At 75.5% G+C, this 20,101-nt stretch carries 11 protein-coding genes and 2 pseudogenes; 6 read left to right on the top strand and 7 right to left on the bottom strand.

The annotated features are described in order from the left end of the window. Positions 1 to 54: 54 nt before the first annotated feature. Positions 55 to 1,842, bottom strand: coding sequence for a hypothetical protein (locus GD880_RS04425; protein WP_152230395.1), 1,788 nt, complete (start codon positions 1,840 to 1,842; stop codon positions 55 to 57). 352 nt (positions 1,843 to 2,194) lie between these two features. On the opposite strand from GD880_RS04425, the gene GD880_RS04430 reads away from it, so the two are divergent. Genes GD880_RS04430 through GD880_RS04440 form a run of 3 tightly spaced genes read left to right on the top strand, consistent with a single transcriptional unit; the run spans position 2,195 to position 5,599 of the window. Further along, complete coding sequence (locus GD880_RS04430; RefSeq protein ID WP_152230396.1) at positions 2,195 to 3,577, top strand: hypothetical protein; 1,383 nt, start codon at positions 2,195 to 2,197, stop codon at positions 3,575 to 3,577. Next, on the top strand, positions 3,574 to 4,599 hold the full coding sequence (locus GD880_RS04435; RefSeq protein WP_152230397.1) for a hypothetical protein: 1,026 nt from the start codon (positions 3,574 to 3,576) through the stop codon (positions 4,597 to 4,599). The genes GD880_RS04430 and GD880_RS04435 overlap by 4 nt, the downstream gene beginning before the upstream one ends. Before the next feature lie 58 nt (positions 4,600 to 4,657). Continuing rightward, positions 4,658 to 5,599 (top strand): tetratricopeptide repeat protein, encoded by a 942-nt coding sequence (locus GD880_RS04440; RefSeq protein ID WP_152230398.1) that lies wholly within the window; start codon positions 4,658 to 4,660, stop codon positions 5,597 to 5,599. Between the two features lie 271 nt (positions 5,600 to 5,870). On the opposite strand, the gene glgB is transcribed toward GD880_RS04440, so the two are convergent. The 4 genes and pseudogenes from glgB to GD880_RS04460 form a co-directional block, all read right to left on the bottom strand. After that, the gene (gene glgB, locus GD880_RS20595) at positions 5,871 to 8,348 is read right to left on the bottom strand and encodes a 1,4-alpha-glucan branching protein GlgB (protein ID WP_152230399.1); all 2,478 of its coding nucleotides are present in this window, start codon (positions 8,346 to 8,348) and stop codon (positions 5,871 to 5,873) included. A gap of 42 nt (positions 8,349 to 8,390) precedes the next feature. Next, complete coding sequence (locus GD880_RS20600; RefSeq protein ID WP_152230400.1) at positions 8,391 to 9,860, bottom strand: maltokinase N-terminal cap-like domain-containing protein; 1,470 nt, start codon at positions 9,858 to 9,860, stop codon at positions 8,391 to 8,393. Positions 9,861 to 10,486: 626 nt separating this feature from the next. Further along, positions 10,487 to 12,151: pseudogene (gene treS, locus GD880_RS04455) on the bottom strand (maltose alpha-D-glucosyltransferase); the annotation flags it as partial. A 59-nt stretch (positions 12,152 to 12,210) separates the two neighbouring features. Beyond that, positions 12,211 to 14,322: an alpha-1,4-glucan--maltose-1-phosphate maltosyltransferase gene (locus tag GD880_RS04460; RefSeq protein WP_152230401.1), complete on the bottom strand. Its 2,112-nt coding sequence runs from the start codon at positions 14,320 to 14,322 to the stop codon at positions 12,211 to 12,213. Positions 14,323 to 15,098: 776 nt separating this feature from the next. On the opposite strand from GD880_RS04460, the gene glgP reads away from it, so the two are divergent. Further along, complete coding sequence (glgP, locus tag GD880_RS04465) at positions 15,099 to 17,690, top strand: alpha-glucan family phosphorylase (protein WP_152230402.1); 2,592 nt, start codon at positions 15,099 to 15,101, stop codon at positions 17,688 to 17,690. Between the two features lie 91 nt (positions 17,691 to 17,781). Here glgP and GD880_RS04470 read toward each other — a convergent pair whose 3' ends face one another. Continuing rightward, complete coding sequence (locus GD880_RS04470) at positions 17,782 to 18,021, bottom strand: hypothetical protein (protein ID WP_152230403.1); 240 nt, start codon at positions 18,019 to 18,021, stop codon at positions 17,782 to 17,784. 170 nt (positions 18,022 to 18,191) lie between these two features. After that, the gene (locus GD880_RS04475; protein WP_152230404.1) at positions 18,192 to 18,704 is read right to left on the bottom strand and encodes a hypothetical protein; all 513 of its coding nucleotides are present in this window, start codon (positions 18,702 to 18,704) and stop codon (positions 18,192 to 18,194) included. Positions 18,705 to 18,844: 140 nt separating this feature from the next. Between GD880_RS04475 and GD880_RS04480 the strand changes: the two genes are divergently transcribed. Both GD880_RS04480 and GD880_RS04485 read left to right on the top strand, forming a co-directional pair. After that, positions 18,845 to 19,411, top strand: coding sequence for a hypothetical protein (locus GD880_RS04480; protein WP_152230405.1), 567 nt, complete (start codon positions 18,845 to 18,847; stop codon positions 19,409 to 19,411). 230 nt (positions 19,412 to 19,641) lie between these two features. Beyond that, positions 19,642 to 20,101, top strand: a pseudogene (locus tag GD880_RS04485) (IS1380 family transposase); the annotation flags it as partial.

Here is a 20,101-nt window from a genome sequence, read left to right on the forward strand (position 1 = left end):
CGGGTGGAGCCACCCGCCCGCCGGACGCCGTGCCCTGCCGGACGCCGTGCGCCGCTAGCGGCCGCCGCGCGAACGCGGCTTGCCCGCCCCGCGCGCGGGCGAGCGGGGCGCGCTCGGCCGCGGAGCGTTCTTGGCGGGTGTCGTCGGGGCGTCCTGGATGGCGTCCATCTTCTGGGTGTCCGGGCCGACGGCCTCGATGCGCTCGGTCGGGTCGGCGGGCTCCTCGACCGCGCGCACCTCGTCGGGGCCGGCGAGGCGGGCGACGTCGTCCGGCGCGACGGGCAGTTCGAGCACCGCGGTCTCGTCGGTCTGGTCCTCGGCGTCGGGCTTCGCCGGCGGTGCCTTCTCGGCCGTGGCCTGCGACTTCTCCGCTGCCGGCTTGGCCTGCGGCGCCGTGGCGGCGGGCGGGGCGGGCGGCTCGCCGGCGGCGTCGGGCTTCGTGGTCGCGTCCGCCTTCTCGGCGGCGTCGGGCTTCGTGGTCGCGTCCGCCTTCTCGGCGGGCTTCGCCTGGGACGTCGGCTTGGCGGGGGACGCCTTCTCCGCTGCCGGCTTGGCCGGGGATGTCTTCTCCGCTGCCGGCTTGGCCGCGGGGGCCTTGACGGCGGGCGGGGCGGGCGGCTCGTCCGCGGTTGCGGCGGGCTTCGACTCCGTCGTCGTCTTGGCTGCCGGGGCGTCGCTCGATGCCGTGCCGGCCGGTGCCGGGCCACCGGTGTCCTTGCCAGCCGGCGCCTTCTCGGCGGGTGCCGGAGCCGCGGCCTTGACGTCAGGCGTGGGTGCCGTCGGCTTCGCCGCAGGCGGGGCCGGCGGGGCGGGCGGCGCCTCGCCCGCGGCCGCCGCGGCCGCCGCGGACAGCCCGAGCATCCCGCGCATGTCGTCGAGGTAGGCGGCGACCTCCTCGCGCTGGCGCGTGAGCTCCTCGACCCGGCGCTGCGCGGTCGCCAGGGTGGCCTCCGCGTCCGCCTGGGCCTCCCTGTGCAACCGGGCCGCCTCGGCCTGCGCGTCGGCCAGGAGGCGGGCGACCTCGGTGCGGGCGTGCTCCTCGCGCTCGCGCACGGTCGTGTCGGTCTCGACCAGCAGCCGCTCGCAGCGCTGCACGGCCTCGGCCAGCCGTCGCTCGGCGTCGAGCGCGCGGCTCTCGGCGTCGCCGGTCATGGTGTCGATGCGGGCCTTGGCGGCCGCGAAGGCCTCGGCGGCCTCCTGCTCGGCCCGGGCGCGAACGCTGGCCGCCTCCTGCTCGGCGTGGGCGCGCATCTCGGTGGCGACCTTCTCCGTCGTCGTCCGCATCACCCCGAGCTCGCGCTCGAGGCTGGCACGCCGCTCGCTGGCCTCGGCGGTGCTGGCGGCGGACAGCCGGGCGGCCTCGCGCTCGGCGGAGGCGACGAGCTCCTCGGCGCGGCGGCGGGCGTTGAGCAGCGTGGTCTCGGACTCGGCGCGCGTGTGCGACTCGAGGTGCTCGGCCTCCTGGCGGGCCTCGGCGAGCCGCTGGGCCGCCTCCTGCTCGGCGCGCTCCTGCACCGCCCGGGCGCTGGTCCGCGCGCGCTCGAGGGTCTTCTGGGCGTCGTCGTTGGCGCGGTTGACCACCTCCAGCGCCTGCTCCTCGGCCGAGCGGAGCAACCGCTCCACCCGGGACCCGAGGCCGGCATAGGTGGGGCGCTCGTTCTCCCGCAGCTGGCGCTGTGCCTCGGACAGCTCGCCGGACATCTTCATGACGCGACCGTCAAGCGTCTCCACCTCACGCCGGGCCTCGCCCAGAGCCTCGCTCAGCGCCTGCACGCGCTGGTCGACCTGCGCGCGGTCGTAGCCGCGCATGACCACCGGGAACACCGGTCGCTCGTTGCTCACACTCAGTCCTCCGTGTCGTACCCGACCCCCCTGAGGCCGGATGAGCGTCTCCCCAGACTAACCACGCAGGCCGAGGGGGCTCGGCGGAGGCGCCGCCAGTGGGACGCAGCGGTCGCTCGGACAGGGCCGGCGGTGCCGGGGCGGCCGCCCGGACAGGGGGGTGGCGGCGACGTCCGGGCTGGTCGCCCGGACAAGGGGCAGCGGCGAGGTCCGCGTGGTCGCCCGGACCAGGGGGGGTGACGGGGGCGCTGCACCGCGTCGCCCGACGACGGGGGAGCGCCCCGCCCGGGGGCACCGTATTCTGGCCCGTTGACGATGCCCTGCATCCCGGAACGGGAGGACCCTCCACCTCGTGAATCGTCGGATCATCTCTGCCGTCCTCATGGTGCTCGGGGTGATCGCCATCGCGCTGGCGATCGCTTCTGCCACCGTGTGGCGCCCCACGAACACCGCGACCCTGACCCTGCCCGCCCGACCCGCCACGCCGGTGGTGATCTCCGACGCCGGTGTGCTCGACGCCGTCGCGCCGGACGTCCGGATCGTCGCGACCGCGGACGACGGCCAGCCCGTCACCCTCGCTGTCGGGCGCACCGAGGACGTCCTGGCCTGGGTGGACGGCGCGCCGCACACCCGCATCACGGGGCTGAGCAGCTGGGAGCAGCTGGCGGTGAAGGACGTCGCAGGCGGTGAGGCGACCGCGGGCGCGACGCCCGCCGAGGGCCAGGCCGCGCTGCCCAGCCCCGCGGGCTCCGACCTGTGGGTCAGCGAGCAGACCGGCACGGGGACGGCGGAGATGTCCTGGAAGGACCGGGAGGGGCGCTGGAGCCTGCTGGCGGCGACCGACGGGACCGGGCCCGCGCCGCAGGTCTCGCTGAGCTGGCCGCGGGAGGTCAGCACCCCCTGGCTCGTGCCCGGCCTGATCGTTGGTGTGATCTTGCTCCTGGCCGGCCTCGCGCTGGCCATCCTCGAGGGCCTGACGGCGCGCGAGCTGCGCCGCCGCCAGGCCGTGGCCGCGGCACCGGAGGACGAGACCGTCGTGCTCCCGGCGGCCGAGACCGCCGGCCTGACCCGCCGCCAGCTGCGCGAGCAGGCCCGAGCAGCGGCGCAGCAGGGCCGCGGCTGGCGCGGCGGGCCCGAGGAGACGGCCACGGCCGTGGTCCCGGCCGTCGCGGCGGAAGAGACGGTGGCCGACGACGAGGTCGACGACGGCGCGGCTGCGGCCGGCTCGGCGCGCGGCGCCGGGATCGTCCCGGCGTCGCCGCGGGCCGCGGAGTACCGCCGCGACCGTGAGGCGTCCGACACGGCCGGCGAGGACACCGGCGCCGGGGACGAGACGCAGCAGATGACCGCCGTGGGTGACGGGGCCGAGCGCGTCGGCACGAGCGGGGACCGCACCGAGCAGATGGCCGCGGTGGGCGACCCGACCGAGCGTCTTGCCGCGACCCAGGATGGCGGGTCCGCGGCCGGCGCCCGCGGCGCCGGCGTGGTGCCCGCCGCCACCCGGTCCCCCGAGTCGCGCGAGACGGAGGAGACCGGCGCGGCCGAGGCAGGGGGGCACGAGGAGGAAGGAGGAGCCGGCGAGGCGGCGGCGCCGCCCAGCTGGCGCAGCATGTGGGGATTCGGCGAGCGCACGCAGGCGACGGACGACGGCCCGGAGGTGGAGCAGTCCGGCGGTGAGTGGCAGGACGGCCGCGCCGACGGCGAGGAGACCCGCGACGAGGAGGAGCAGCGATGAGGCGTCGCACCCGGCTGTCCGTGGCGGCGGGCGCCGCGCTGTCGCTGGCGTTCCTCGCCGGCTGCAGCTCGCAGCTGCCCCAGCCCGATCCCGAGCCCACCGCCGAGACCCCACCGCCGGTGCTCGACGGCGACCGCCTGGACCGGATCCTGACGGAGACGGCCGCGACCTTCCAGAAGGCGGACGAGGCCAAGGACCCCCAGGCCCTCGACCCCCGGCTCACCGGCCCGGCCCTCGAGCTGCGTCAGTCCGAGTACCGCCTGGCGGAGGCCACGGGCGGGAACGCCGCGCCGTCGCCCGTCACGACCGCCACCCAGGTGGAGGCGGTCGCCGCGACGTACGACTTCCCGCGCACCGCGATGGTCATCACCCAGGTGCCCGAGGGGGCCAACCTGCCCCTCCTGCTCGCCTTCGCGCAGCCCGACGCCCGCACCCCCTACAAGCTGTGGGGCTGGGTCGAGCTCTTCCCCGGCATCGAGACGCCCCCGCTGATCCACCCCGACACCGGTTCCAAGCAGCTCGGCCCGGACTCCGAGGGGCTGGTCGCGACGCCGGCGCAGGCCGTCGAGCGCTACGTCGACACGCTGAACAAGCAGGACAGCGAGTACGCCAACCAGTTCGCCGGCGACCCGTACAAGGACAGCTCGCGCAAGGCGATCACGGACCTCGACAGCCGCATCGAGGCCGCGGGCGACGCGACGATCAGCTACGCCGTCGGCGACGACGCCCCGCAGGCCCTCGCCACGGCCGACGGCGGCGCCATCGTCCTGGCCGAGCTGAGCTCCACGCAGACCATCCGCAAGACCGTGCCCGGGGCGACCCTGACGGTCGGCGGCGAGATCGGGGCGCTGCTCGGCCAGGACAAGCAGGTCCGCGGCACGGTGTCCGGCGTCTCCGAGGTGCTCGTGGCGTTCTACGTGCCGCCCGCCGGCGGCGAGGCGAAGCAGATCCGGCCGCTGGGCGCCAAGACCGTGCTCACCGAGGTCAGCCGGAACGACGCCGAGGCCCCGGCTGCGGGATGATGCAGCCGACCGGGCACAGCGCCCGGCCACCGAGACGGATGAAGGACGAAGGACGACCATGAGCCAGCCGATGCCCCGCGTCAACCTCCACGGAGCGGTGGACCTCTCCGCCCTCGCGGGCCCGCCCGCCGGGCAGCAGCAGGCCGCGGCGCCCGGGGGCGCCGCGGGAGGGGCCGTGCCGGGGGCCGTCATCACCGAGGTCAGCGAGGCGACCTTCGGGCAGACGGTGCAGCTGTCCACCCAGGTCCCGGTGATCCTGCTGCTCGGGTCCGCCCGCTCCGGCGCCACCGCGGAGCTCGACGGCGTCCTGGAGAAGCTCGCCCGCGAGTACGGCGGCCGGTTCCAGCTCGCCCGGGTCGACGGCGATGCGAACCCGCAGATCGCCGCGGCCCTGCAGGTGCAGGCGGTGCCCACGGTGGTCGCGCTCGTCGCCGGCCAGCCGCTGCCGCTGTTCCAGGGCGCCTACCCCGAGGACCAGGTGCGCCAGGTCCTCGACGAGGTGCTGCGCGTGGCCGCCCAGAACGGCGTCACGGGGGTGCTCGAGGACGCCGGCGACGACGTCGCCGAGGCCCCGGCCGAGCCGCCGCTGCCGCCGCTGCACGCCGAGGCGCTGGCCGCCATCGAGCGCGGCGACCTCGAGGCGGCCGAGGCCGCCTACACCCAAGCCCTCAACGAGAATCCGCGCGACGCCGACGCCAAGGCCGCGCTGCTGCAGGTCCAGCTCATCCGGCGGGTGGAGCAGCACGACCCGGACGAGGTGCTCCGCCGCGCGACCGCCGCCGGCCCGGCCGACGTGGCCGCGCAGCTGGCCGCCGCCGACGTCGAGGCCACGACCGGGCAGTTCGGCGCCGCGTTCGACCGGTTGCTCGCCGTCGTGCGGGCCACCGCCGGGGACGACCGCGAGCAGGCCCGGCTGCGGCTCATCGAGCTGTTCGACATCGCCGGACCGACGCCGGAGGTCCAGGCGGCCCGGCGTCAGCTGGCCAGCGCGCTGTACTGAGCTCCGCGGGCCGGGCCGCGCGGTGCCGAGGTGTGCGGCAGGCCGCGCGGTGCTGAGGTGTGCAGGCCAGGCCGCGTTGGACTGACGCCCCGCGCGGGCGCGACCCTTCCTGCATCGCGGCGCGGACACAGCGGCGCGACACAACGGGTAAACAACGTCCGGGGATGCCGGACGTTGTTTACCCACAGACCGCGCACGCCTGCGACGGTGGCGTCTGGTCACGCGGCCCCGGCGCCATTACGGCATCGGACCCGCGGGCGGACGTGACGACTCAGCGCGCGGGGTGGCGGTCGCTCCGCACGGGGCCGGGACCTTCAGAGCGCGGCCGGGTGCTGTTGTCGCGCGGCTGGGTGCTCTCAGGCCGGGTGCTGTTGTCGCGCGGCCGGGTGCTCTCGCCGCCTGGCCGGGCGGTCTCGGCCGTCGCCGTCATCCCGGACCCGGCCGCCGTCGCCGCGGACCCCGGCGCGCCGGAGCCCGCCCCGGTCGCCGCCGTGTCCGCCGCCGCCGTCGGGCGCGGGGCGGTGTCCGCGACCAGCAGGAGCGCGCCCAGGGGCGGCACGCGCAGCACGGCCGAGGCCGGCCGGCCGTGCCAGCCGACGTTCTCGGCGCGCACCCGCCCGAGGTTGCCCACGCCGGAGCCGCCGTAGACCGGGGCGTCGGTGTTGAGCACCTCGAGCCAGTCCCCGCCCTGGGGCAGCCCCACCCGGTAGCCCTCGTGCGGGGTGCCGGCGAAGTTGATGACGCACACCACCGTCTGCTCCCCGTCGCGGGTGCGGCGCAGGTAGGCGAGGGTGTTGTGGTCGCCGTCGCTCATCTCGATCCACTCGAACCCGCGGTTGGAGAAGTCCTCCGCCCACAGGGCCGGGTGCGCCGCGTAGACCTCGTTGAGGTCCTTGACCAGGCGGGCGACGCCGGCGTGGCCGGGGTCGTCCATCTGCCACCAGTCCAGCCCGCGGGCCTCGCTCCACTCGGCCTCCTGGGCGAACTCCTGGCCCATGAACAGCAGCTGCTTGCCCGGGTGGGTCCACTGGTAGGCCAGCAGCGCCCGCACGCCGGCCAGCTGCTGCCAGCGGTCCCCGGGCATCTTGGTGAGCAGCGAGCCCTTGCCGTGCACGACCTCGTCGTGGCTCAGCGGCAGGATGAACTGCTCGGAGAACGCGTAGACGAGGGAGAACGTCAGCTCCCCGTGGTGGTAGCGGCGGTTGATCGGCTCCTCCGCCAGGTACCGCAGGGTGTCGTTCATCCAGCCCATGTTCCACTTCAGGCCGAACCCCAGGCCGCCGTGGGAGGTCGGGGCGGTCACCCCCGGCCAGGCCGTGGACTCCTCGGCGACCATGACGATCCCGGGCACCTTGCGGTAGGCCGTCGCCGTCGTCTCCTGCAGGAAGCTGATGGCCTCGAGGTTCTCCCGCCCGCCGCGCACGTTCGGCCGCCACTGGCCCGGCTGGCGCGAGTAGTCCAGATAGAGCATGGAGGCGACGGCGTCCACCCGCAGCCCGTCGACGTGGAACTCCTGCAGCCAGTACAGGGCGTTGGCGACGAGGAAGTTGCGCACCTCCCGCCGGCCGTAGTTGAACACGTAGGTGCCCCAGTCCTGCTGCTCCCCGCGCAGCGGGTCGGGGTCCTCGTACAGGGAGGTGCCGTCGAAGCGGGCGAGCGCCCAGGCGTCCTTGGGGAAGTGCGCCGGCACCCAGTCGAGGATGACGCCGATGCCGGCCTGGTGGAGGCGGTCGATGAGGTAGCGCAGGTCGTCGGGGGTGCCGAAGCGCGCCGTCGGGGCGTAGTACGAGGTGACCTGATAGCCCCAGGACCCGCCGAACGGGTGCTCGGCCACGGGGAGGAACTCGACGTGCGTGAAGCCCAGGTGCGTGACGTGGGCGACGAGCTCCTCGGCCAGCTCGCGGTAGCCCAGCCCCGGCCGCCAGGAGCCGAGGTGGACCTCGTAGATGCTCATCGGCCCGGTGTGCGGGTTGGTGTGGGTCCGGCGGGCGAGCCAGGCGTCGTCGTCCCAGGTGTACTCGGAGACCTCGACGACGGAGGCGGTGGCCGGGGGCACCTCGGTGCGGCGGGCCATCGGGTCGGCCTTCTGGTGCCAGGAGCCGTCCTGGTACTGGATCTCGTACTTGTACTTCTGCCCGGCGGTGGCGTCGGGCAGGAACAGCTCCCACACGCCCGCGCTGCCCAGCGACCGCATGGCGCTGGTGGTGCCGTCCCAGCCGTTGAAGTCGCCGATGACGCGCACCGCCCGGGCGTTGGGCGCCCACACCGCGAAGCCGACGCCGCGGACCTCGCCCAGCTCGCTGGGGTAGGTGTGCACGTGGGCGCCGAGCACCGTCCACAGCTCCTCGTGGCGCCCCTCCGCGATGAGGTGCCGGTCGAGCTCGCCGAGCGTGGGCAGGAAGCGGTACGGGTCGTCGACGACGCTGCTGACGTCCCCGTACGTCACCCGCACCCGGTAGTCGGGCACCTGCCGGCCAGGCAGGACGGCGACCCACACGCCGTCCTGCTCGTGGGTGGCCGCGTAGGTCCCGGCGGCGGTGACGATCTCGACGGCGTCAGCCAGGTGGCGCGCCGTACGGACGGTCACCCCGGAATCGCCGACGTGGGGGCCGAGGACGGCGTGGGGGTCGTGCGAGTAGCCGTAGGCGACACGGTGCAGCTCGGCGGGCTCGACCGGGAGAGGCGCCGCGCTGGTGGTCGCGGAGGCATCGGGGCCGGTGGGGGCGTCGTGGCTGAGGTCGCGGTCCATGGGCACCACTCTTCCATCACCCCTGCCGGTGCGCGCGTCTCGTCAGCCGGCCAGGAGCCGGGCGACCCCAGCACGGGGGATGGGCAGCCAGTCGGGCCGGTTGCGCGCCTCGTAGACGGCCTCGTAGAGCGCCTTGTCGAGCTCGAGCGCGCGCAGCAGGGCGGCGTCGGCGCGCGGGTCGCGCCCGGTGGCGGCGCCGTAGCCGTCGAGGAAGGCCTCCCGGGCCCGGCGCGCCCAGGCGTGGTGGGCGTCCAGCTCGGCGGCCTGGACCGCCACCGGCCCGGTGGAGGCCGGCCGGTTGGCGGCCCGGTCGCCGTGGCCGGACTCGCCGGCGGCGACCGTCGCCGAGCCCGCGGCGTAGTCGAAGGAGCGCAGCATCCCGGCGATGTCCCGCTGCGGCAGGTCCGGGGCGGTGCGCTCGGCCAGCGGCCGCAGCGGCTCGCCCTCGAAGTCCAGGAGCACCCAGCCGCGGCCCGGCACGTCGAGCACCTGGCCGAGGTGGTAGTCGCCGTGGATGCGCTGCAGCGGCGGCCAGGGCGCCGCGGCCCCGGCGCGCAGCACCGCCTCGACGTCGTCGGCGCGGGCGGCCAGCTCGGGGACGGCGTCGCGGGCGGCGGCGAAGCGCTGGCGCCAGCCGCTCAGCACGGCCTCCCGCGCGGCGGCGTCCGCCTCGGCGGTGGGCAGGGTGCGCGCGAGGACGGCGTGCACCTCGGCGGTGGCCTCCCCGAGGGCGCGGGCCCGGCCGGCGAAGTCAGTGCCGGTCTCCAGGGCGCGCAGCGCGACCCGCCAGGCGTCCTCGACGCCGGGGAGGAACTCCTGGGCGAAGGCCAGGTGCCCCTCGGCGCGCTGCGCCCCGGCGGGCCACCAGCCGAGCAGGTCGCCCAGCGGGCGCGGCACGCGGGTGCTGCCCCCCGACGCCAGGGCCTCCTGCACCTCGACGTCGGGGTTGCGCCCGGCCTGGACCACCCGGAAGACCTTGAGGATGACCGGCGCGCCGGCGGCGACGTCGAAGATGATCGAGGTGTTGGACTGCTCCCCACGCAGCACGCGCGAGCCGGTGGCGGACACGGGCGCGCCGATGCGGTGCCCCCGCGCGCCGACGACGGCCCCGCCGGGCCGCGCCGGGCCGGCGGCGTCCGCGGGATCGGCCGGTGCCTCGTCGCCGCCCGGCGGGCCGAGGCGCGCCTCGTCGACCACGGCGGCGAGCAGCGCGGCGGCGCCGGCCGGGTCGTGGCAGCCGTCGTAGACGACCTGCCCGGGCCCCTCGGCCACGACGGCGTGCTCGAGCCCGGGCACGGCGGCCGGCCGCACGGTCAGCGGCACCTGGTACAGCACCGGGTCGGCGGCACCGACGTCGCGCACGAGCCACGTGGCGACGTCCACGCCGTCCGGCCCGGGCAGCGCGAGCCCGCCGACCGGTTCCAGGCGCGGCTCGCGGCCCTTGCCCGTGTACCACCGCTGCCGGGCCATCCAGGCGGGCAGCGCGGCCCGCAGCGCCTCCGAGGCCGTCATGACTCGGGCGTCTGGGCGGTGGGGTCGGTGCGCCGGGGCGCCGGGCCGAGGGCGTCGGCCGGGCCGCGCCGGCCGGCGCCGTTGACAAAACCGTTGGCGACGCCGTTGCCGGTGGACCCGGGCGCCGGGCCGGCCGGACCGGGTCCGGCCGGGTTGACCGCCGGTCCGCCGGCGGCGCCCGCCGCCGCGGCCCCCGGGCCGACCTCGACGGCATCCCCGAGGTCGCCGTCGGCGACCCCGGGCGGCGTGAACCCCTGCGGCAGCTCGGCGGGCATCCCCGGGGCGGGCAGCTGCCCGGTGGCGGCCGGGGACGGCAGCTCGGGGGCCCGCGGCGCGGACGCGCTGTGCGGCGCGGCCGAGGTGGACGGCACGACGTACGTCTCCGGCCGCGGCGGCGCGCCGGCGACGAGACCGCCGGCCGGGCCGGCCGAGGTCGCCGCGGGGGCGCCGGTCCCGGCCGCGGCCCCCGGTCCCGGACCGGCGCCGGACGCCGTCACGCCCGCCGTCGCCGGGGCCAGCTCCGCCGCCTCCGGGCTGAGCGGGCTGACCGGCTCGGGCTCCTCCACCGGGCGGACCTGGGCGGGCAGCCCGGTCATCGGCGCGGGGGCCGCCGGCGCGCCGCGGCGGGAGAGCAGCAGCCAGAAGAAGTCCCGCGAGCCCAGGGTGATGGTCACCGACCCGTCCGGGCCGACCTCCGGGAAGCGCGCCCCGCCGAAGACGTCCGTGAGCTGGGCGCCCGCCAGCCGGGGCAGGCGCACCGTCGTCGAGCGGGCGGTGTTGGCGAGGTTGAACACGCACAGCACCGTCTCCTCGGCGTTGGAGCGGGTGAAGGCCAGGACGGCGTCGTTGTCCACCTCCAGCGGCCGGTACTCGCCGTTGCCGAAGACGGGGTGGCGGCGCCGGACGTCGAGGATGCCGCGCACCCAGTGCAGCAGCGAGGTGGGCTGGGCGATCTGGGCCTCGACGTTGACAGCGGCGTAGTGGTTGACGAGCGACTGCACCACCGGCAGGTACAGCTTGCCGGGGTCGGCGGTGGAGAAGCCGGCGTTGCGGTCCGGCGTCCACTGCATGGGGGTGCGCACGGCGTCCCGGTCGGGCAGCCAGATGTTGTCGCCCATGCCGATCTCGTCGCCGTAGTACAGCGTCGGGGAGCCCGGCAGCGACAGCAGCAGCGCGTGGGCGAGCTCGATCTCGGCCCGGGAGTTGCCCAGCAGCGGCGCCAGTCGCCGGCGGATGCCGACGTTGGCGCGCATGCGCGGGTCCTCGGCGTACCACCCGTACATCGCGGCGCGTTCCTCGGTGGAGACCATCTCCAGGGTCAGCTCGTCGTGGTTGCGCAGGAACGTGCCCCACTGGGCCCCGGCCGGGATCGGCGGCGTGTCGGCCAGGATGTCGCGGATGGCCCGGGCCCGCTGCTCGCGCAGGGCGTAGTAGAGGCGCGGCATGACCGGGAAGTGGAAGCACATGTGGCACTCGGGCGCCGACTCGGTGCCGTAGTACTCCACGACGTCCTCGGGCCACTGGTTGGCCTCGGCGAGCATGATCGTGCCGGGGAACTCCCGGTCGATCATGGCGCGCAGCTCGCGCAGGAAGCGGTGCGTGCGGGGGAGGTTCTCGCAGTTGGTGCCCTCCTCCTCGAAGAGGTAGGGCACCGCGTCCAGCCGGAAGCCGTCCACGCCGACCCGGCACCAGAACCGCACGACGTCGAACATCGCCTCGCGCACGGCCGGGTTCTCGAAGTTGAGGTCGGGCTGGTGGGAGAAGAACCGGTGCCAGAAGTACTGCCGGCGCACCGGGTCGAAGGTCCAGTTCGACGTCTCGGTGTCGACGAAGATGACGCGGGCGTCGGGGTACTTGGTGTTGTCGTCGCTCCAGACGTAGAAGTCCCCGTAGGGCCCGTCGGGGTTGGAGCGGGAGGACTGGAACCACGGGTGCTGGTCGCTGGTGTGGTTCATGACCAGGTCGATGATCACGCGCATGCCGCGGGCGTGCGCCTGCTGCATCAGCTCCTCGAAGTCCTCCAGCGTGCCGTACTCCGGCGCCACGGAGGTGAAGTCGGAGACGTCGTAGCCGCCGTCGCGCAGCGGGGAGGGGTAGAACGGCGGCAGCCACAGGCAGTCCACGCCGAGCCACTGCAGGTACTCGAGGCGGTCGATCAGGCCGCGCAGGTCCCCGGTGCCCGACCCGCGCGAGTCGGCGAAGGCCCGCAGCAGCACCTCGTAGAACACCGCCGTGCGGTACCACTCGGGGTCCTCGCGCAGGCCCGGGTGGTGCGCCTGGAGGTTCGCCACGGGCTGGACCCGCGGCGGCAGGGCGCTGTAGGGCGAGGGGCCCGCCTGCTCCGTGACGCTCACAGCGGCCTCACCGACAGGATGTGGGCGCAGCGCGAGTGCGGGGCGAGCCGGACGAACGGGTCGGACCCCCACAGGTAGGTCTCCCCGCCCAGCTCGTCCGAGGCGGCCATGACCGGCCACGGGGCGTGGGCGTCCCCGGCGATGCCGAGCGCGCCGAGGTCGAGGTGGAGAAGCGTCTGGCGCGTGGTGTACGGGTCGAGGTTGAGCACGACGATGACGGTGTCCTCCTGGCCGGTGGGGGACTGCTCCGCCGTCAGGCGCTTGGAGAAGCACAGGATCTGGTCGTCGTCGGTGGGGTGGATGTGCACGTTGCGCAGCCGCTGCAGCGCCGGGTGCGCCCGCCGGACGGCGTTGAGCTTGCCGAGCAGGTCGGCGACGCCAAGGCTCGACGCCCGGGACCAGTCGCGCTCCTTGTACTCGTACTTCTCGTTGTCGATCTGCTCCTCGGCGCCCGGCCGGGCGACGTTCTCGACCAGCTCGTAGCCGGAGTAGATCCCCCAGGTGGGCGAGCCGGTGGCGGCGAGCACCGCGCGGATGGCGAACGCGGCGGCCCCGCCCTGCTGCATGTACGGGGTGAGGATGTCGTGCGTCGTCGGCCAAAACGCCGGCCGCAGCCGCGCGTCCGTCTCGTAGGCGAGCTCCATGAGGTACTCGCCGATCTCCTGCTTGCCGGTGCGCCAGGCGAAGTACGTGTAGGACTGGTGGAACCCGATCGCGCCGAGCGTGCGCATCATCGCCGGCCGGGTGAAGGCCTCGGCGAGGAAGAGCACGTCCGGGTGGGTCTGGCGGAACTCGGCGAGCAGCCGCTGCCAGAAGGCCAGGGGCTTGGTGTGCGGGTTGTCCACGCGGAAGATCGTCACGCCGTGCGCCACCCACACCTCCAGCACGTCCCGGACGGCGGCGTAGATGCCCTCCGGGTCGTTGTCGAAGTTCAGCGGGTAGATGTCCTGGTACTTCTTCGGCGGGTTCTCCGCGTAGGCGATGGAGCCGTCCGCCCGGGTGGTGAACCACTCCGGGTGCTCGGTGACCCACGGGTGGTCCGGGGAGGCCTGCAGCGCCAGGTCGAGGGCGACCTCCATGCCGTGCTGGCGCGCCCGGGCGACGAAGTGGTCGAAGTCCGCGAAGGTGCCCAGGTCCGGGTGGATGGCGTCGTGGCCGCCCTCGGGCGCGCCGATGCCGTAGGGCGAGCCCGGGTCGCCCGGCCGGGCCTCCAGGGTGTTGTTGCGGCCCTTGCGGTTGGTCATGCCGATCGGGTGGATCGGGGTGAGGTAGACGACGTCGAAGCCCATCTCGGCGATGCGGCCCAGCCCGTCGGCGGCGGTGCGCAGGGTGCCCGAGACCCACTCGCCGGTGGCCGCGTCCCGGTGGGCGCCGACCGAGCGGGGGAAGATCTCGTACCAGGAGCCGACCAGCGCGCGCTCGCGGTCCACCTGGACCGGGTAGGTGGCCGACGGCGAGACCATGTCGCGCAGCGGGTGCTCGGCCAGGACCGCGCGCACCTCGGCGGCGGTGCCGGCGGCCAGGCGGGCGGGGGCGGGCCGGCCGGCGTCGCGCAGGCCGGCGACGGCGTCGCGCAGCACCCGCGCGGCCGCGGCCGGCAGCTCCCGGGCCGCGGCCCGCTCGAGGAGCAGCGCGCCCTCGGTGAGCATGAGCTCGACGTCGACCCCGGCGTCGACCTTGATCGTCGCGTCGTGCCGCCAGGTGCCGTAGGGGTCGGACCAGCCCTCGACCCGGAAGCCCCAGGTGCCGGGCCGGTCCGGGGTGAGCCAGGCCTCGTAGCGGTCCAGGCCCGGGGCGATGTCGACCATGTGCGCCCAGGAGTGGTCGCGCCCGTCGGGCGTGACGAGCACGGCGGTGGCGGCGACGGCGTCGTGGCCCTCGCGGAAGACCGTGGCGCGGACGGGGAACGCCTCGCCCTCGGTGCCCTTGGCCGGCCAGCGGCCGTCCTCGAGGACGGGGGAGACCTCGACCACCGGGATGCGGCCGACGGGCGCGAACGGCGCCGGGCGCGGCGCGGCGGGCGCCGGCGTCGCGCCGACGGCGGTCGTCTCGGCGGGGCGGGGGGCGGCTGGGGTGCTCGGCGTGGCGGAGCTGGTTGATGAGGTCATGGGCGTACCGCCCGCACGGGGCGTGGACTCCTCGGTGGGGACAGGGGCTGCGATGGGGTCGGGGGCGGCGGCTCCGGGCTGGTGCGGTGCCGTCTCTCCCGTCGCCGCGGACGAGACGTCCTGCGCGGCAGACGCTACCCGCTCCGGCGTGTCGGTGCCGCTGGCGGGCGCGGGGGTGGTGCTCGGGGCGCGAGCGGGGCTGGCGCTCGCGGTCCGAGCGGGGGTGGCGGCCGGTCGTGCCGGGTCGGTCGGCGCCGGTCTGGCGGGGGCCGACGGCTCCCGGGGCGCGGAGGCCTCGTGGCCGCCGGGCTGCGCCGGGGGTGAGGGCTCCGGCGGGCCGGCCTCCTGCTGGGCGGCCGCGCGCGGTGCGGCGGCGCCGTGGCCGGCGGGTGAGCCCGGGGGCGCTATCCGCCGCTGCGCGGGCACGGGGGGCCGGTCCGGCGCCGCGGGAGCGTGCCGGAAGGAAGGGAGCCACCAGCGACGGCCGGAGTCCTTGCGCGGCTTGGACATCACGCCCCGAACCTACCGAGAGGCGGCGACGACGGCAGTTCGTGGTACCCGGCGGCGGCCCCGCGAACCGTGCTGACCAGCCGCGACACCCCCGCCGGGGCCTGGCGGCCCCCGCCGGCCCGGGCCCGGGGACGCCCCGCGGGACCGCCCGCCCGCACCCCCGCCGGCCCGGCTCCGGCGCCGCCCGGAGCGGGCCCGCCGTGCCCCCGCGCTGAAACCGGACTGCAAGGTCGTGCAACGGTTTCAGCGTGTCTAGACTCGTCGGCGTGAGAGCGATTCGTCGATTCACCGTCCGCACCGTTCTGCCCGAGGCGCTGGCGCCGCTGGATGCGCTCGCGCAGAACCTCAGGTGGTCCTGGCACACCCCGACCCGGGACCTCTTCGCCTCCCTCGACCCCCAGCTGTGGGAGGCCGTTCACGGGGACCCCGTCGCGCTCCTCGGCTCCCTCGCCCCCCGCCGGCTCGAGCAGCTGGCCCTGGACCGCTCCCTCGTGGCCCAGGTGCACGAGCTGGACGCCGACCTGCAGCGGTACCTCACCGAGCCGCGCTGGTACCAGACCTCCTGCACCGCGCCCGACAAGCCCGCCGCGATCGCCTACTTCTCCGCCGAGTACGGCATCACCGCCGTCCTGCCGCAGTACTCCGGCGGCCTCGGCATCCTCGCCGGCGACCACCTCAAGTCCGCCTCCGACCTCGGGGTGCCCATCGTCGGCGTCGGCCTGCTCTACGGGGCGGGGTACTTCAAGCAGTCCCTCACCCGCGACGGCTGGCAGCACGAGACCTACCCGCTGCTCGACCCGGACAACCTGCCGCTGACGCTGCTCCGGGAGGCCGACGGCACCGCCGCGCGCGTCCAGCTGCCGCTGCCGGGCGGCCGGCGCCTGTACGCCCAGGTCTGGCTCGCCCAGGTCGGCCGGGTGCCGCTGCTCCTGCTCGACTCCAACGTCAGCGACAACGACGACGCCGCCCGCCGGGTCACCGACCGCCTCTACGGCGGCTCGCCGGACCACCGGCTGCAGCAGGAGCTGCTTCTGGGCATGGGCGGCGTCAAGGCCCTGCGCCTGTACTCCCGGCTCACCGGCGCCCCGCGCCCGGAGGTCTATCACTGCAACGAGGGCCACGCCGGCTTCCTCGCCGTCGAGCGCATCCACGAGCTGATCGAGGCCGAGGGGCTGGCCTTCGAGACCGCCCTCGAGGCGGTCAAGGCCGGCACGGTCTTCACCACCCACACGCCGGTCCCGGCCGGGATCAGCCGCTACAGCGCCGACCTCATCGCCGAGTACTTCGGCGGCGGCGCCGAGCTGCCCGGCATCCCGCTGGAGAAGGTCCTGGCGCTGGGCGCGGAGGACTACGAGGGCGGCAACCCCGGCGTGTTCAACATGGCCATCCTCGGCCTGCGCGCCGCCAAGCGCGCCAACGGCGTGGCCCAGCTGCACGGCAAGGTCTCGCGGGAGATGTTCCACCAGCTCTGGCCCGGCTTCGACGTCAGCGAGGTGCCCATCACCTCCATCACCAACGGCGTGCACGCCCCGACCTGGGTCGACCCGTCGTTCGTGGAGCTGGCCGAGCGGCACCTCACCCGGGAGCAGCTCGAGTCCGGCGAGGGCTGGCGGCTGAGCCCGGAGGAGGGCGGCGTCTCCGACGCCGAGCTGTGGGACATGCGCCACCGGCTGCGCGGCAAGCTCGTCAAGGAGGCCCGACGCCGGGTGCGCAAGTCCTGGCTGGACCGCGGCGCCTCGCCCGCCCAGCTCGGCTGGACCGACAGCGTCCTCGACCCCGACGCGCTGACCATCGGCTTCGCCCGCCGCGTGCCGACCTACAAGCGCCTGACGCTCATGCTGTCCGACCCCGAGCGGTTCACCCGGCTGCTCACCGACCCCGAGCGGCCGGTCCAGATCGTCGTGGCCGGCAAGTCCCACCCGGACGACGAACAGGGGGTCGGACTCATCCAGCGGCTCGTCCAGTTCGCCGACCAGGCCGGGGTGCGCGAGCGGATCGTCTTCCTGCCCAACTACGACATCGCCATGGCGCAGACGCTCATGCCCGGCTGCGACGTCTGGCTCAACAACCCGCTGCGCCCGCTGGAGGCCTCCGGCACCTCGGGCATGAAGTGCGCCCTCAACGGCGCGCTCAACCTCTCCATCCTCGACGGCTGGTGGGACGAGTGGTACGACGGCCGCAACGGCTGGGCGATCCCCACCGCCGACGGCGTGGAGGACCCGGCGGCGCGCGACCAGCTCGAGGCCGCCGCCCTCTACGAGATCCTCGAGTCCACGGTCGTGCCGCGCTTCTACGACCGTGACGACGACGGCGTCCCGCGCCACTGGATGGAGATGGTGCGGCACACCCTGGCCACCCTCGGGCCCAAGGTGCAGGCCACGCGCATGGTCCGGGAGTACGTCGAGCGGCTATACAGCCCGGTGGCCGGGTACGCCCACGCCCTCGACGGCCCCTCCGACCACCGGGGCGCCGACGAGCTGGCGCGGTGGAAGACCCGGGTGCGTCAGGCGTGGCCCGCGGTGCGCGTCGACCACGTCGAGGCCGACGGCGTCGCGGACGTCGTCAAGGTCGGCGACCGGATCTCGATGACCGCCTACGTCTCGCTGGGGGACCTGCGCCCCGAGGACGTCGAGGTGCAGGCCGTGGCGGGACGCCCGGACGAGGCGGACAACCTCAGGGACCTCATCGTCCTGCCGCTGGAGCCGGCGGAGGCGCTCGAGGGCGGCCGGTACGCGTTCCGGGGCGAGCGCACGCTCGACCAGACCGGGCCGTTCGGCTACACCGTGCGCATCGTGCCGTGCCACGACGGCCTGGCCGGTTACACGGAGCTCGGGCTCGCGGCGGCGGCCCAGCACTGATCACCCGCGCCGGGGTGGCCGTGCGGCCCCCCGGCGTGGCCGGTCCGCGCGGCCGGCGCGCAGCCTCCCGGCGCGGAGCGGGTGGCGGCCGTCAGGCCAGGGTGTCGAGCGGCGGCCTCGGTGCCGGCCGCGCCCGCCCGTGCTCCGCGCCGGCGCCGGGGGTATACCCGGCCGCGTCGTCCTCCCGGGCAGTGCCCCCGTCGGTCCGCCTGGCCGTTCGTTCCCACTCCCGCGCCGCGTCGAGAAGACCGCCCTTCACGCCCGAGCGCACGACCCAGTAGAGGCCCCACAGCGCACCGGCGCCGAGCGCGATCGAGGTCAGGCCCTCCATGGCCGCCACGGTAGACAGCGCCGCACCCGCGGCGATGCGGCCTGCCGGGTGATCCGAGGGTGACCGCCAGCGACGCGAGGGTGAGGCGGCGTGCGGGCGAGCGCCCTGCAGGGTGAGTGCCGGTCGGCCGAGACCGCCTGCGGCGCGCCATGCCCGCCGGGCGCGCCGCGTCAGTTCCGCGGGTCGTTGAAGCAGTCTCCGACGGCGGCGTCGCTGAGGTCGAGGCCCAGCGCGGGGTCGACCGTGACGTCCTTGTCGCGGAAGTCGGCCGGCTCGTACCGGTCGGGGAGGACCCCGTGGCGGTGGAGGCACTCGGCGATGACGACCATCATGCCCTTGTTCGCCGGGTCCATCTCCATGCGCCACTTCAGCTCGTGGATGGCGCCCACGGTCGTCTGGATACAGCGTTCGGCGTCCTGGCCGGCGATCTCCATGCCGCCCTGGCCGTATGGCTCGACACCGAGTCCGCGCAGGCAGTCCTCCATCTGGGCGATTCCGCGGTCGATCTCCGCGTCGGTGATCAGGCCGTCGGCCAGGACCTCCAGCTGGAAGTCCGAGGCGGTCTTGCGCGCCTCGGCCAGCACGGCGGCGTAGGGGTCCGGCGTGGGGGCGAGGACCATGACGCCGCCGACGACGGCGGCGATCACGCCGGCGCCGATCCACTCCCGGGTGCGTCGTCGCATGTCCGCACGGTAGCCGCCGGCCCGGACGGCGAGGCCGTTTCGGACGGCAGTGGTGGGTCGGTGGGCCCGCGGATCGCGAGACGAACGGGCGCTCTCTTCGTAGTCTGTCCGTTCTCACGACAGGTGTGCGGGAGGTGGCGGTGCCGATGCCGACCTGGCTGCGCAGCGTCCTGGTGGCGGCGGCCGTCGGCGCCGCGGCGGGGCTCGTGGTGGGTGGGGCCGGCGGACGTCTCGTCATGCGGCTGGTCGCGCTCGCGCAGCCGCCGGACGCCCTGGGCACGCGCATGCCCTCCGGTGCGGCCGTCGGTGACGTCACCTGGGCGGGCACGGCCCAGGTCCTCGGGTGGGGAGCGCTGGTCGGGGTGATCGGCGGGCTGCTCTACCTCGGCGTCCGGGCCGTGCTGCCCGCCGGCGCCCGCGTCCGGGCGCCGGTGTTCGCGGGGTTCCTCCTGCTCGTCCCCGGGGCCGTGTTCTCCGCCGACCCCGCCTTCGCCCGGCTCGAGCGGCCGCTGCTCGCCCTCGCGCTGTTCGCCCCGGTGTTCGTGCTCTTCGGGCTGGCGGTGCCGGTCGCCGTCGAGCGCCTCGCGCCGGGGCCGGCGGCCGGGCGGGGCGGCCTGGCCCGCACGGCCCGCGGCTTCCTCGTGCTCACGGTCGCCGTCGCCGTGACGGTGCAGGTGGTGTCCCTCAGCCAGGTGGCCGCGCGGTAGGCGCGGGGCGCCGCGGCCGGCCGGCTCGACGCCGCGTGCCCGGGGCGCCGCGGGGCTCCGTGGTGGGTCAGCCCGACGGCGCGTGCCCCGGGGCGACGCCCGCCCCGGGGATCGGCTCAGCCCTGATCCACCGGTGTGGTGAGCGTGGCGTAGAACGAGAGAGCCCTTCCGGGCGGGGAAGATCTTGATTGCGACGTCGAGATCCGACCACCCAGAAGGGCACCTCGTAAGTGAAACCCTCTCACACGGTTCGGCCGGTGTTCGATGAGTCGAATCTGGTGTCGGCGGCGGGCCTGGTTCCGGCGCTGCGGCTGGCCGAGGCCGCTGGTCTGCACGACCTCCTCGAGGAGTTGACGGTGCCCTCGCCCAACGCCGGGGTGAAGGCGGCGAGCGTGGTCGGCGGGATGCTCGCCGGCGCGGACTCGATCGATGATCTGGACCTGCTGCGCCATGGCGGGATGGGCAGGTTGTTCGCCGGGGTGCGGGCACCGTCGACGCTGGGCACGTTCCTGCGTTCGTTCACCCACGGCCACGTCCAGCAGCTCGACAAGATCAGCGGCGCGCTGCTGGCGGGGCTCGCTCGAAAAGTTCCCGCCCTGGTCAGCGGCGCGGGCGCGGAGGACATCGCGTTCGTCGACGTCGACGACACGATCCGGGAGGTCCACGGCTACGCCAAGCAGGCCGCGGCGT

It is taken from the genome of Georgenia ruanii (assembly GCF_009193175.1).
GTDB lineage: Bacteria > Actinomycetota > Actinomycetes > Actinomycetales > Actinomycetaceae > Georgenia > Georgenia ruanii.

Excerpts from the sequence above, each read along its gene's own strand:
- GD880_RS04470 (WP_152230403.1), bottom strand. The coding sequence starts at position 18,021 with ATGGAGGGCCTGACCTCGATCGCGCTCGGCGCCGGTGCGCTGTGGGGC.
- GD880_RS20600 (WP_152230400.1), bottom strand. The coding sequence starts at position 9,860 with ATGACGGCCTCGGAGGCGCTGCGGGCCGCGCTGCCCGCCTGGATGGCC.
- GD880_RS04475 (WP_152230404.1), bottom strand. The coding sequence starts at position 18,704 with ATGCGACGACGCACCCGGGAGTGGATCGGCGCCGGCGTGATCGCCGCC.
- GD880_RS04435 (WP_152230397.1), top strand. The coding sequence starts at position 3,574 with ATGAGGCGTCGCACCCGGCTGTCCGTGGCGGCGGGCGCCGCGCTGTCG.
- GD880_RS04460 (WP_152230401.1), bottom strand. The coding sequence starts at position 14,322 with ATGACCTCATCAACCAGCTCCGCCACGCCGAGCACCCCAGCCGCCCCC.
- GD880_RS04440 (WP_152230398.1), top strand. The coding sequence starts at position 4,658 with ATGAGCCAGCCGATGCCCCGCGTCAACCTCCACGGAGCGGTGGACCTC.
- glgB (WP_152230399.1), bottom strand. The coding sequence starts at position 8,348 with ATGGACCGCGACCTCAGCCACGACGCCCCCACCGGCCCCGATGCCTCC.